General features: G+C 35.3%; 14 protein-coding genes and 1 tRNA gene. All 15 read left to right on the forward strand.

The genetic code is table 11. The annotated features are described in order from the left end of the window. The first annotated feature begins 31 nt into the window (after positions 1-31). Positions 32-643, forward strand: coding sequence for a succinate dehydrogenase cytochrome b558 subunit (locus I5818_RS08485; RefSeq protein WP_058006598.1), 612 nt, complete (start codon positions 32-34; stop codon positions 641-643). Positions 644-707: 64 nt separating this feature from the next. After that, the gene (gene sdhA, locus I5818_RS08490; protein ID WP_058006597.1) at positions 708-2,459 is read left to right on the forward strand and encodes a succinate dehydrogenase flavoprotein subunit; all 1,752 of its coding nucleotides are present in this window, start codon (positions 708-710) and stop codon (positions 2,457-2,459) included. A gap of 70 nt (positions 2,460-2,529) precedes the next feature. Continuing rightward, positions 2,530-3,297, forward strand: a complete 768-nt coding sequence (sdhB, locus tag I5818_RS08495; RefSeq protein WP_058006596.1) for a succinate dehydrogenase iron-sulfur subunit — start codon at positions 2,530-2,532, stop codon at positions 3,295-3,297. A 233-nt stretch (positions 3,298-3,530) separates the two neighbouring features. Beyond that, positions 3,531-3,983 carry an acyl-CoA thioesterase gene (locus I5818_RS08500; protein WP_071977018.1) on the forward strand — a complete coding sequence of 151 codons (453 nt, stop codon included), beginning with the start codon at positions 3,531-3,533 and terminating at the stop codon, positions 3,981-3,983. 187 nt (positions 3,984-4,170) lie between these two features. Further along, positions 4,171-4,395 carry a helix-turn-helix domain-containing protein gene (locus I5818_RS08505; RefSeq protein WP_055739090.1) on the forward strand — a complete coding sequence of 75 codons (225 nt, stop codon included), beginning with the start codon at positions 4,171-4,173 and terminating at the stop codon, positions 4,393-4,395. Positions 4,396-4,634: 239 nt separating this feature from the next. After that, the gene (locus I5818_RS08510) at positions 4,635-5,093 is read left to right on the forward strand and encodes a MarR family winged helix-turn-helix transcriptional regulator (RefSeq protein ID WP_071976986.1); all 459 of its coding nucleotides are present in this window, start codon (positions 4,635-4,637) and stop codon (positions 5,091-5,093) included. Between the two features lie 10 nt (positions 5,094-5,103). Continuing rightward, positions 5,104-5,907, forward strand: a complete 804-nt coding sequence (gene racE, locus I5818_RS08515) for a glutamate racemase (RefSeq protein ID WP_071976987.1) — start codon at positions 5,104-5,106, stop codon at positions 5,905-5,907. Between the two features lie 94 nt (positions 5,908-6,001). Further along, positions 6,002-7,069, forward strand: coding sequence for a GerMN domain-containing protein (locus I5818_RS08520; protein ID WP_071976988.1), 1,068 nt, complete (start codon positions 6,002-6,004; stop codon positions 7,067-7,069). A gap of 107 nt (positions 7,070-7,176) precedes the next feature. Further along, on the forward strand, positions 7,177-7,929 hold the full coding sequence (rph, locus tag I5818_RS08525; protein ID WP_071976989.1) for a ribonuclease PH: 753 nt from the start codon (positions 7,177-7,179) through the stop codon (positions 7,927-7,929). Positions 7,930-7,932: 3 nt separating this feature from the next. Continuing rightward, positions 7,933-8,547: an XTP/dITP diphosphatase gene (locus tag I5818_RS08530; RefSeq protein WP_071976990.1), complete on the forward strand. Its 615-nt coding sequence runs from the start codon at positions 7,933-7,935 to the stop codon at positions 8,545-8,547. Continuing rightward, the gene (locus I5818_RS08535; RefSeq protein WP_058002013.1) at positions 8,544-9,053 is read left to right on the forward strand and encodes a metallophosphoesterase; all 510 of its coding nucleotides are present in this window, start codon (positions 8,544-8,546) and stop codon (positions 9,051-9,053) included. The genes I5818_RS08530 and I5818_RS08535 overlap by 4 nt, the downstream gene beginning before the upstream one ends. Before the next feature lie 545 nt (positions 9,054-9,598). Further along, positions 9,599-9,675, forward strand: a tRNA-Arg gene (locus I5818_RS08540). 132 nt (positions 9,676-9,807) lie between these two features. Further along, a complete protein-coding gene (locus I5818_RS08545) occupies positions 9,808-10,815 on the forward strand; it encodes a tetratricopeptide repeat protein (protein WP_078110050.1) in 1,008 nt (335 codons plus the stop codon). A gap of 145 nt (positions 10,816-10,960) precedes the next feature. Further along, complete coding sequence (gene tig / locus I5818_RS08550; RefSeq protein ID WP_078110051.1) at positions 10,961-12,247, forward strand: trigger factor; 1,287 nt, start codon at positions 10,961-10,963, stop codon at positions 12,245-12,247. Positions 12,248-12,812: 565 nt separating this feature from the next. Then, on the forward strand, positions 12,813-14,081 hold the full coding sequence (clpX, locus tag I5818_RS08555; protein WP_058002016.1) for an ATP-dependent protease ATP-binding subunit ClpX: 1,269 nt from the start codon (positions 12,813-12,815) through the stop codon (positions 14,079-14,081). Positions 14,082-14,189: the final 108 nt, after the last annotated feature.

The following is a 14,189-nucleotide window of genomic DNA, read 5'->3' on the forward strand; positions in this document are numbered from 1 at the left end:
CACACGCTTTTATTAATAAGGGGGGTATAATGTGGCCGGAAATCGTGAGTTTTTAAATCGCAGATTGCATTCATTACTAGGAGTTGTGCCAATTGGAATATTCTTAATTGTCCACCTAGTTGTGAACCATTTTGCAACAGGCGGAGAAGAATCATTCAACAATGCTGTAGGCTTCATGGAAAGTCTACCATTCCTTATTTTCCTTGAAATTATTGTTATTTATTTACCTTTGCTGTTCCATGCAATTTATGGATTATACATTGCGTTTACAGCAAAAAACAATACGAGTAAATTGGGTTATTTTCGAAATTGGATGTTTCTGTTCCAACGAATTTCAGGAGTAATCGTGTTAATCTTTCTTGCATGGCACGTATATGAAACTCGAATTCAAGCAGCTTTAGGGAATGCAGAACTTAATTTCAACTTAATGGAAGATGTATTTTCAAACCCATGGATGATAGGGTTCTACATAGTTGGATTAATTGCAACTACTTTCCACTTCTCTAATGGTTTATGGTCTTTCTGTGTTAGCTGGGGAATTACACAATCTCCACGTTCACAACAAATTGCTAGTTATGTTGTATTAGTAGTATTTGTCGTATTATCAATAATTGGAATTCGTGCAATATTCGCTTTCGTATAAGAGTAAAACAGCAATAAGTAACATTCTTTTAGGAATTATGTTATGAGAAGGAGTGAGTCTTCCAGTGAGTAGAGGAAAAATCATCGTAGTCGGCGGTGGATTAGCTGGCTTGATGTCAACAGTAAAAATTGCAGAGGCAGGAAAACAAGTAGATTTATTTTCATTAGTGCCAGTCAAACGTTCTCACTCTGTTTGTGCACAAGGTGGAATTAACGGTGCAGTGAATACAAAGGGTGAAGGAGATTCACCATGGATTCACTTTGATGATACCGTTTACGGCGGAGATTTTTTGGCTAATCAGCCTCCGGTTAAAGCGATGTGTGAAGCAGCGCCAGGAATTATTCATTTATTCGATCGTATGGGTGTAATGTTTAACCGTACACCAGAAGGTTTATTAGACTTCCGTCGTTTCGGTGGAACTCAACATCACCGTACAGCTTTCGCAGGAGCAACGACTGGTCAACAGTTATTGTACGCGCTCGATGAACAAGTTCGCCGCCATGAAGTAGCAGGTCTAGTAAATAAATTTGAAGGCTGGGAATTTTTAGGGATTGTTCAAGATGATGAAGGAGTTTGTCGTGGAATTGTTGCTCAAAACTTGACATCAATGGAAATTCAAGCTTTTGAGGCAGACGCAGTTATTATTGCATCAGGTGGTCCTGGTATCATTTTCGGAAAATCCACAAACTCCATTATAAATACTGGTTCAGCTGCATCTATTGTTTACCAACAAGGTGCAACTTATGCAAATGGTGAGTTTATTCAGATCCATCCAACGGCTATTCCTGGTGATGACAAATTACGTCTCATGAGTGAATCAGCACGTGGGGAAGGTGGACGAGTTTGGACATATAAAGATGGGAAACCATGGTATTTCCTTGAAGAAAAATATCCTGCTTATGGAAACCTAGTACCTAGAGATATCGCCACTCGTGAAATTTTTAATGTGTGTGTAGATATGAAACTTGGAATTAATGGGGAAAACATGGTATATCTAGATTTATCCCATAAGGATCCACATGAGCTTGATGTAAAACTTGGTGGTATCATTGAAATATATGAAAAATTTGTTGGTGAAGACCCACATAAAGTACCTATGAAAATCTTCCCTGCTGTCCATTATTCAATGGGTGGATTATGGGTTGACTATAAACAACATACAAAGATCCAAGGCTTATTTGCTGCTGGTGAATGTGATTATTCTCAGCATGGTGGTAACCGTTTAGGAGCTAACTCCTTACTATCTGCTATTTATGGTGGTATGGTTGCTGGTCCTGAAGCAGTAAATTATATTAATGGATTAGAAAAGAGCACGGATAGCTTATCTTCTTCGATTTTCGATCAGGCTATTAAAAAAGAAGAAGAAAAATGGAATGATATTTTATCATTAGATGGTAATGAAAATGCATATCTTCTTCACAAAGAACTTGGGGAATGGATGACTGATAATGTAACGGTTGTACGTTACAATGACCGTCTTCAAAAAACTGATGATAAAATACTTGAATTGATGGAGCGCTATAATAACATCAACGTAAATGATACAGCAAAATGGAGTAACCAGGGTGCAACATTTACACGTCAGTTAAAAAATATGCTTCATCTTGCTCGTGTCATTACGATTGGTGCATTAAATCGTAATGAAAGTCGTGGTGCTCATTACAAACCGGAATTCGCAAAACGTAATGACGAAGAATGGTTAAAAACGACTATGGCTGATTTCGATGCTTCTACGAATACTCCGAAATTTAGCTACGAGGATGTAGATGTATCCCTTATTAAGCCTCGTGAACGCGACTACACTAAGAAACATTAATAACTATTAGTGTTTTACGTTATTAACTTTATGAACGCGACTATACTAAAACGAAAGAGGAGAAATAAGGATGAGTGAACAAAAAACGGTACGCTTTATTATTACTCGTCAAGATAATCCAAATTCTGCTCCGTACCAAGAAGAATTTGTATTACCGTATCGTCCAAATATGAACGTAATTTCATCATTAATGGAAATTCGTCGGAATCCAGTAAATGCAAAAGGTGAAAAGACAACACCTATTACTTGGGATATGAACTGTTTGGAAGAAGTTTGTGGCGCCTGTTCAATGGTTATAAATGGAAAGCCTAGACAGTCCTGTTCTGCTTTAATTGATAAACTGGAACAACCGATTCGTTTAGAACCAATGCGTACATTCCCAGTTATTCGTGACCTGCAAGTAGATCGCAGTCGTATGTTTGATTCCTTGAAAAAGGTAAAGGCATGGATTCCAATTGATGGTACTTATGATCTAGGTGAAGGGCCACGTATGCCAGAGAAAAAACGTCAATGGGCATATGAATTATCTAAATGTATGACTTGTGGTGTTTGCTTAGAAGCATGTCCGAATGTAAATAGCAAATCCAATTTTATTGGACCGGCTCCACTATCACAAGTTCGTTTATTTAATAGCCACCCTACAGGTGCAATGAATAAAGATGAGCGTTTAGAAGCAATCATGGGAGATGGAGGACTTGCAAACTGTGGTAACTCTCAAAACTGTGTGCAATCTTGTCCAAAAGGTATTCCTTTGACTACTTCCATCGCTTCATTAAATCGTGCAGCTACATTCCAAATGTTTAAAAACTTCTTCGGAAGCGATCATATGGTAGATTAATTTAAACGGCCGTCCACATGTGTGGGCGGCTTTTTACTTATATAACATCCCTCTATCTAACCCCGTTTTATTCCACTTCTAGCTTTTTTATGGAAATAAAAAAGAGTAAACTATAAATTTCAGAAGTTGGATTTACCTGATAATTCAGTGAAAACACTTTCCACAGAATTATTTTCTCGCTATAATAGAATAGAATGAATGGTCATTCATTTATAGGGGAGGAGAAATAAATGATGAAAAATATATCCTATATAGAAAACTTTGATGAATGGAGAAAAGGCTTTTCTTTTTATCATCCTATAACTGTTCGTTTTTCAGAAACAGATATGTTTGGTCACTTAAATAACACAGTTCCATTTACTTATTTTGAGGAGGCGAGAATTGAATTTTTAAAACAAAAAGCATTTATGCAAGATTGGATAAAGGAGACAACTCATGCAATTCCCGTTGTAGCTGATCTACAATGTGATTACATAAAGCAGGTATTTTTCGGTGAGACGCTTAATATTTTTGTTAAGGCTAATAAAGTTGGAACCTCTTCGGTAGATATTCATTATATGGCAGTAAATGAACAAAATGAAATTTGTTTTGTCGGAAGAGGTGCAATGGTTCAAATTTCAACAGAGACAGGGAAAGGAATACCTTGGACTGAAGAGGAAAAATTAAAATTAGTTAATAGTTATTAAAAATTATCAGTATTAATTTCAGTCGTAAGCTACAAAAAAATAAATAAACAGCACATTTTTCTCTTTTTCTTTTATTCCTTGCTAATACAATGTCACTCTAATTATTTCTTTCACATATGATAATCTGACAATCAAATTACCCATCCCCGCGGTTTAAAGCTGGCGAAGGCAAGGAGGGTTACAATAGTTGAAGGACAACGAATTCACACACAAACCGCTGCTTACAAAAAGAGAAAGAGAAGTGTTCGAGCTGTTAGTTCAAGATAAGACAACAAAAGAAATTGCAAGCGAATTGTTTATAAGCGAGAAAACAGTTCGAAATCATATTTCCAATGCCATGCAAAAGCTTGGAGTCAAGGGGCGTTCTCAAGCTGTAGTGGAACTTCTTCGCATGGGAGAATTAAAGCTTTAACCAAGAAACCGACTGCCAGACTGCAGTCGGTTTTGCTTTGAATTTTTAATGTGAAGCTTAATAAAAACATGCTTGAATTTTTTTAGAAAAAAGGTGACAATATTTCTAGTACTATTTAATAGATAGCTTATGAAAGTTCAGAGGAATTGATGTTTGATTCGTGGGTTTAGTAAGAATGAACCATACTTAATATCCGACTTTCAACCTCTAACTTCTAATTGATAGGGGGTTCTTCATTAATGAATAATGAAGGAAATGTACAACAACATCCAAAAGATATTGTTGCAACAATAGAAAAGGATCTGCGTTATATCTCAGCAATTATTAAGCAAAAGGGCAGGGAATTATTAAGTAATTATACGATCACGCCTCCGCAATTTGTTGCCTTACAGTGGCTATTTGAAGAAGGGGACATGACAATTGGTGAATTATCGAATAAAATGTATTTAGCATTTAGTACTACTACTGATTTAATCGATCGCATGGAAAAGAACGAATTAGTTGTGAGGGTAAAAGATCCGCATGATCGACGAGTAGTACGTATTCACCTTTTGGATAAAGGGAAACAAATGATAGATGAAGTCATTCAAAAAAGACAAGGATATTTACAAGATATTCTTTTTAATTTTTCTTCAGATGAGGTTCTTCAATTAAAAGACAGCCTCATGAAATTACATCAAGAAATGAGAGAAGAATGAGGCGAGATTTTTGAACCAACCAATCGGTATTATTGATTCAGGTGTTGGAGGATTAACGGTTGTTAAGGAAGTACTCAAACAATTACCTAATGAAAGTATTATGTACGTTGGCGATACGGCACGTTGTCCATACGGCCCCAGACCTGTAAGTGAAGTGAAAGCTTTCACATGGCAAATGACAAGATTCTTATTAAAAAGAAATATTAAAATGCTTGTTATTGCCTGTAATACTGCAACAGCAGTTGTGTTAGACGAAATTCGTTCTGAACTAAAAATCCCTGTTCTTGGAGTTATTTATCCTGGAGCAAGGGCAGCCTTAAAATTAACAAAAACATTTAAGGTTGGCATATTAGGCACGATTGGTACTATTCAAAGTGGAGCGTATGATAGAGCTTTGAAATCAATTAATAAAAAGACAAGCATCACTTCCTTAGCATGTCCGAAGTTTGTACCGCTAGTTGAAAGCGGTGAATATAAAAGTGCTATTGCAAAAAAAATAGTTGCAGAGACATTGTATCCAATTCAAAAAAGTGATATTGATACATTAATACTTGGATGCACACACTATCCTTTGTTAGGAGAAATCATTAAGAATGTAATGGGTGATCAAGTGCAGGTGATTAGTTCAGGTGATGAAACCGCAAGAGAAATTAGTACAATCCTATATTTTCGTCATATTATGAATATGAATGAAACAACACCAAAACATCACTTTTTTACAACAGGATCGAGTAGTATTTTTAGTAATATTGCTTCATCATGGCTTGAACGAGAGATAAAGGATGTAGAGACCATATACTTAGGAGATGAATAACTCCTGAGTATATGGTTTTTTATTTTAAAACGGTCTATTTTGAAAAGAAAGCTCGTATACATATTAGTACAAACTGTCCTAGGAGGGGTACGATATGTCTAAAAAAACAAAGGCAACGGTAGCCGTTACATTATTGGCATCAAGTGTATATTTATCTGGTTGTGGTTTATTTGGAGAGGAAAAAATGGAGAAAATTGATCCTCCTCAAAAGGTTACTTCATTGAAAAATGCTGATTCCTTAAAAAGTACTGAAAAGAATAGTAATGAAGAAAAAAATACTGTGATGACTGAACTGTATTTAATTGATAAAAACGGTTATGTCGTTTCACAAACATTGCCATTACCGAATAAATCGGGAGTTGCTGCACAAGCTTTAGAATATTTGGTAAGTGATGGACCAGGTCAAGATTTAATACCTAACGGGTTCCGAACAGTCCTACCTGCAAACACAAATATAAGTGTGAACGTTGAAAAAGATGGTACTGCAGTAGTTGATTTTTCTAAGGAATTCAAAAATTACGATAAAGCGGATGAGGAAAAAATTCTTCAATCGATAACCTGGACATTAACCCAATTTGATTCAATCGATAAAGTTAAATTAATGGTAAATGGCGAACCTTTAAAGGAAATGCCAGTTAATGGAACACCGATTAATCAAGAAGGATTAACGCGAGCTAATGGTATCAATAATGACTTGTCAGATGTAATCGATGTGACTAATACACATCCGCTTACAGTCTATTATTTAGCTGAAAATGGTGGTCATTCATACTACGTACCTGTAACAAAACGTGTCCAGAATATAGAATCTACTGATGTGAATGCAGAGATTAAACAAATTGTTGCAGAATTAGTTAAAGGGCCTAATAAAAATTCTCCTCTTGTTAGTGCATTCCAATCTGATGTAGCGCTATTGGAAGATCCTGTTATTAAAGATGGGCAAGTTACGTTAAATTTTAATGAAAATATTCTAGGAAGCTTTGAGGAAAAGAAGATTGCAGACAGTGTTTTAAAACCACTGGTTTATACATTAACAGAGAAAAAGGAAATTAAAAGTGTAGCAGTTGAAGTTGATGGAAGTTCTAAACTTGTCAATGAAAATGGTGAGCCACTAACAGAACCAGTAACACGGCCGGAAAATGTGAACACTGGTAGTTTTTAATCATAAAAGTTTGATATACTATATACTGTGAATAAAGAGGTTGGCATTTTGCCACCTCTTTTTATTGGTAGAACTTTTTATTATATAAGTTAAGGGAGGATATTTACATGCGGGTTGATGGTAGGGAAAAACTACAATTACGACCAATACATATAGAAACTGATTACTTAAAACACCCTGAAGGTTCGGTATTAATTACAGTTGGTGATACAAAAGTAATTTGTACAGCAAGTATAGAAGATCGAGTGCCACCCTTTATGCGTGGGAGTGGCAAGGGATGGATAACTGCAGAATATTCAATGCTCCCACGGGCAACTGAACAGCGTAATATACGTGAATCTTCAAAAGGAAAGGTTTCCGGGAGAACGATGGAAATTCAACGCTTAATTGGGAGAGCATTGCGTGCAGTGGTAAATCTAGAGAGTATTGGCGAGAGAACAATATGGATCGATTGTGATGTCATTCAGGCAGACGGAGGCACACGTACAGCTTCGATTACAGGTGCCTTTATAGCAATGACTCAAGCGTTTTCGAAATTATATGAAAATAAAACGATTAAAACGTTTCCGATTACGGACTATCTTGCAGCAACGAGTGTGGGGATAATAAAGGATCATGGTGCAGTATTAGATTTAAATTATTCGGAAGATAGTCAGGCACTTGTTGATATGAATGTCGTCATGACGGGGGCAGGAAATTTTGTTGAATTACAAGGCACAGGAGAGGAAGCAACATTTTCCCCAAATGAATTGCAGCAATTAATTGAAACAGCAACGCATGGGTTGAGAGAAATCTTTTCCATTCAGCAAAAGGCATTAGGTCCAATCGCAAATCATATTACGCTTACATGTGAGGAATAAAAAATGAAACAACAAGTAATTATAGCAACAAAAAATAGTGGGAAAGCAAAAGAATTTGAGAGTTTATTTTCAGCATTTAATATTAAAGTAAAAACATTATTAGATTTTCCTGATGCAATAGATGTTGAAGAAACAGGACATACCTTTGAAGAAAATGCAGTATTAAAAGCAGAAACCATCGCTTCACAATTTGGTCAAATGGTACTAGCTGATGATAGTGGATTATGCATTGATGCATTGAATGGAAGACCAGGAATTTATTCTGCAAGATATGCAGGTGAAGAAAAAGATGATGAGAAAAATATTGATAAAGTTTTAAAAGAAATGAAAGATGTGCCTGCAGGTGATCGTGCAGCTCGGTTTTATTGTGCATTGGCTCTAGCAGTACCTGGAGAAAAAACAATAACTGTAACTGGAACATGTGAAGGTGAAATTCTTCGTGAGAGACATGGGGAAAATGGATTTGGATATGATCCGATATTTTTTCTTAAAGATAAAGGAGTAACAATGGCAGAAATACCATCATCAGAAAAAAATAAAATTAGTCACCGTGCAGCTGCTCTGCAAAATCTCTATATCATCCTTAAAGATAAATTGAATCAAGGTGAAATGAAATGAAGCTACTGATTGTAAGTGATAGTCATGGATTGAAAAAAGAATTAGGTGAACTTAAGCAGAGATACGAAAATCAGGTAGATGCAATGATCCATTGCGGTGATTCAGAACTTATGTCAAATGAGGACGAAGTTCAAGGGTTTTTAATTGTACGTGGTAATTGTGATTTTGATAAACAGTACCCGCTTGATATTCGTAAAAATATCAATGGCAATGAAATATTTATTACACATGGACATCATTACAATGTGAAAATGACCTTAATGAATTTGTCATATAAAGCAAAAGAAGTACATGCTGATTTTGTGTTTTTTGGACATTCACATATCCTTGGTGCTGAAATGATCAATGGAACCTTATTTTTAAATCCAGGTAGTTTTTTAATGCCTCGCGGGAGAAGAGAAAGAACATATGCACTTGTTCAAAAAGAAAAAAATATGATTACAATTCAATTTTTTACTGATGCTCATCAGGAGTTAGAGGAACTAAGATTAACTTTTTATATATAGTCAATTGGATCTATTGCAGTTCAAATAGAGCTGCAATAGAACATTAGAAAAAATCTATTGACTTTTTAATGGTAATTGAATAAAATGATAATTGTCTTATATAGTAATTTTGTAATATTGATATATATGTCCCAGTAGCTCAGCTGGATAGAGCACGACCGAGTATGCATCGAAGAAAAACATCAGCGTACCGATTGAGCCACATCCCAGAAAAGCAAACCGAAATCGGGACGACTGGAAGTTAAGCAGGTTAAAAAATTAAAATATGTCCCAGTAGCTCAGCTGGATAGAGCACGACCGAGTATGCATCGAAGAAAAACATCAGCGTACCGATTGAGCTGCATTCCAGAAAAGCAAACCGAAATCGGGACGACTGGAAGTTAAGCAGGTTAAAAAATTATAATATGTCCCAGTAGCTCAGCTGGATAGAGCACGACCGAGTATGCATCAAAGAAAAACATCAGCGTACCGATTGAGCTGCATCCCAGAAAAGCAAACCGAAATCGGGACGACTGGAAGTTAAGCAGGTTAAAAAATTATAATATGTCCCAGTAGCTCAGCTGGATAGAGCAACAGCCTTCTAAGCTGTGGGTCGCAGGTTCGAATCCTGCCTGGGACGCCATTCTTATTTACCTAAAGCCTACTGTTAAGTAAGCTTTTTTTGTTGTAGAAGGAAATAGCTAATCGTTTTTGTAATCATGTGTTCATTCATGCTACACTTGTTTTACTTTTATAAATAAAGGCGGTTTTTTTGATGAACAGCAATGATAAAGGACCCATGGATAAACAGAAAATAATTCCCTTTCCTTTTTTAAAGGATCGTCTAATGGAGCTTGGTCTTGAACATTTACATCATCACCGATATGCGGAAGCAGTAAATTTATTAAGACAAGCAAATGAAATGGATCCTAGTAATCAGGAAATTAGTACTGCATATCTCTTAGCTCTGTATGAAAACGGTGATTTTGAGGAAGCGAAAGAGTTATGTTTAAAATTATTGCACCAGGGAATTGGAGATTATTTTGAAATAAATGATGTTTACATTATGATTTTAATTCAAATGGGTGATCATCATGCTGTAGTACATACAATAAAGGCATTAATAGATGAAAAAGAAGTCCCTTTCGATAAATTGGATCATTATGAAAAACTACTTCAATTCAGTCAAACTCGAATGGACAATCCGTTTGAAAGTAGAAAACGTGTAGATCACGAGCCTTTATTTTCGTCAAAGGATATGAAGGAAAATATGTTTAAAATTGCCCAATTGGCAAACCAAAATATTTATCCTTATATAGACGAATTATTGGAGCATCTTCAAAATGAACGCGAACACCCATTTATACAGACTATGATATTAAATGTTTTGCGGGAACATCACTTTAACAGACAGGTAACGGTAAAGAAGTTTCATTATGATGGAGAAATTTCTCTTGATCAAATAAAACCGGTTTTTGAAACTCCGTTCTATTTAGAGCTAACGAACTTTTTAAAGGAAAAAATAGAGCATGAAAATCCAACTTTGTTTTCACAAATGAAAGAAATTTTGGATCGACACTTTTTCATACTTTACCCTTTTGAATTATCTCCCAAAAATAAAGCATTATGGGCAGCTGCATTATATGGTTATGTCGGAAAACTCTATGGGGATAATATAGATATTGATAAAATAGCAACTAAATTTGAAGCGGATGCTGAGAGTCTAGCAAATTCAATTGACTTTATTGAAAGACTTGAAGAAATTTCTTTACCGATTCTATAGCTCCTTCTTGAAACGGAGATAACGTGTGTTATAATGAAAGGGTTGTAATGTATTTTCATTTAAAAAGTAATGGCATTAATTAGAGGAATTATCTATCAAATCTGTTCATTACACTATCAAAATATAGATTGTTGGAGGGAAAGGTATGTCAGCAAAATGGGAAAAGCTTGAAGGTAACCAAGGTGTACTTACTGTAGAAGTTGATGCGGATACAGTAAAAGCTGGTTTAGATGAAGCTTTCAAAAAAGTAGTAAAACAAGTAAATGTTCCAGGATTCCGTAAAGGAAAAATGCCACGCGGAATGTTCGAACAACGTTTTGGTGTGGAATCTTTATACCAAGATGCTTTAGATGTGATTTTACCGGACGCATATGCAAAAGCAATTGAAGAAACAGGGATTGAGCCTGTAGATCGTCCTGAAATTGATATCGAGCAAATGGAAAAAGGAAAAGAACTAATCTTTAAAGCTACTGTTACAGTAAAACCAGAAGTTAAACTGGGTGAATACAAAGGCTTAGAAGTTGAAAAATTTGATACTGAAGTAACAGATGAAGATGTAGAGAATGAATTAAAAACATTACAAGAACGTCATGCAGAACTTGTTCTTAAAGAAGAAGGCGCTGCTGAAGATGGCGATACAGTAGTGATTGATTTTGAAGGTTTTGTTGATGGTGAAGCCTTCGAAGGTGGGAAAGCAGAAAACTATTCTCTAGTACTTGGATCAAATAGTTTCATTCCTGGTTTTGAAGAACAATTAGTTGGTGTAAAAGCTGGGGAAGAAAAAGATGTAGAAGTAACATTCCCAGAGGAATATCACGCTGCAGAATTAGCTGGCAAACCAGCTACGTTTAAAGTAACAGTTCATGAAATTAAAACTAAAGAACTTCCTGAATTAGATGATGAGTTCGCTAAAGATGTGGATAGTGAAGTTGAAACTCTTGCTGAACTTAAAGAAAAAACTAAAGCTAATTTAAAACATTCTAAAGAGCATGAAGCAGAGCATGCAGTTCAAGATGCAGTTGTAGAAAAAGCTACTGAAAATGCTGAAATGGATATTCCTGAAGCAATGATTACAACTGAAGTTGATCGTATGATGCAAGAATTTGCTCAACGTTTACAAATGCAAGGAATGAACCTTGACTTATACTTCCAATTCTCTGGTCAAGATGAACAAGCATTACGTGAACAAATGAAAGAAGACGCAACAAAACGTGTTCGTATGAATCTTACATTAGAAGCGATTGCTGAAGCTGAAAAAATTGAAGTTTCTGATGAAGAAGCTGAAGAAGAAATTACTAAAATGTCTGGTATGTACAACATGTCTGTTGAAGATATCAAAAATGCACTTGGTGGATTAGATACAGTCAAAAAAGATGTGAAAATTCGTAAAGCAGTCGAATTTCTTGTACAAAACAGCAAAACTGTTGCATAATATATAGAAAAGCGGAGGCGACTTGAACAGCCCCGACAAGCAAATGTTCTGATGCAAAAAAGTCTGTAGTTTGACTTTTCTTGCATCAGGTTATTTGACCTCGAGGGGCTAGGAGCCGGAGCTAGACAATATAGAAAAGCGGAGGCGGCTTTGCCTCATAAGAAAATAGGTTGCAAATGGAACAAGGCACGACTTTTCGTGCCTTGTTTTATAAAAATTTTAAATTATACATATAAGCAATAAAAATATTTATACATATGAGGAATATTTCATTTATTTTCGGGAAAATCTGGAGTAAGTAGGAAAATAAACTATCGACGTCGAAATAGTTAGTAGAGCTTAAAACTTCCTGTCAGGCATATAAATGTGATACAATCCAATACATAATTGTTTTAAGTACAACGGAACAGCCATTTTTTTGAAAAGAATAAAATAATTAGGAGTTTATCTCATAACAAATAAAAAGTACTATATCATCCATTATGATATATTATTTTTATTTTATAAAATGAATTCTTTTCAAGATAATACTTAGTAAGTAAGTCTTTATAAGGGGTGAATCTCATTGTTTAAATTCAACGATGAAAAACAACAGCTAAAATGTTCGTTTTGTGGTAAAACACAGGATCAGGTTCGTAAATTAGTTGCCGGACCAGGTGTATATATATGTGATGAGTGTATTGAGCTATGTACAGAAATTGTAGAAGAAGAGCTTGGTACAGAAGAAGAAGTTGAATTTAAAGATATACCAAAGCCATTAGAAATCCGTGAAATATTAAAAGAATATGTAATCGGTCAGGATCAAGCAAAAAAATCATTAGCAGTAGCAGTATATAATCATTACAAACGTATTAACTCAAATAGCAAGATTGATGATGTTGAACTTGCTAAAAGTAATATTTGTTTAATCGGACCTACTGGAAGTGGGAAAACCCTTCTTGCCCAAACGCTGGCAAGAATCTTGAATGTTCCATTTGCCATTGCTGATGCTACTTCATTAACAGAAGCAGGGTATGTAGGGGAAGATGTTGAAAATATCTTATTAAAATTAATCCAAGCTGCTGATTATGATGTAGAAAAGGCTGAAAAGGGTATTATCTATATTGATGAAATTGATAAGGTAGCACGTAAATCAGAAAATCCATCAATTACAAGAGATGTTTCTGGTGAAGGTGTACAACAAGCTTTATTAAAAATTCTTGAAGGGACTGTTGCAAGTGTTCCTCCACAAGGTGGTCGTAAACATCCACATCAAGAATTTATTCAAATTGATACGACAAATATATTATTTATTTGTGGTGGAGCCTTTGATGGAATTGAACAAATTATTAAGAGACGTCTTGGACAGAAGGTTATTGGATTTGGTGGCGAAAATAAATCAGCTGATATTGAAGATAAAAAATTATTGTCCAAAGTCTTACCAGAGGATTTACTGAAATTTGGTTTGATTCCTGAATTTATTGGACGCTTACCTATTATTGCAAGTTTAGAGCCACTAGATGAAGAAGCGTTAATTGAAATCTTAACAAAGCCAAAGAACGCATTAGTTAAACAATACCGTAAAATGCTTGAACTAGATGATGTAGAGCTTGAGTTTGAAGACAGTGCATTAAAAGAAATTGCGGCACGTGCAATTGAAAGAAAAACTGGCGCGCGTGGTTTACGTTCAATCATCGAGAGTATTATGCTTGATGTAATGTTTGACTTACCTTCACGAAGTGATATTAAAAAATGTATTGTAACAAAAGAAGCCGTACTAAATTCAGAACCACCAAAATTAATATTAGAAGATGGAACGGTTGTTGAAGGAAACGAACAAACGAAAACTGCCTAAATATAAAAAGCCTAGCGTAAATTAAAATGTACCCTATAAGATGGACACTTAAAAAAAGTCCTCCTTATGGGGTACTTTTATTTATAATGAAAGAAATAGTTAATGGGG

The organism is Heyndrickxia oleronia (assembly GCF_017809215.1).
Lineage (GTDB): Bacteria > Bacillota > Bacilli > Bacillales > Bacillaceae_C > Heyndrickxia > Heyndrickxia oleronia.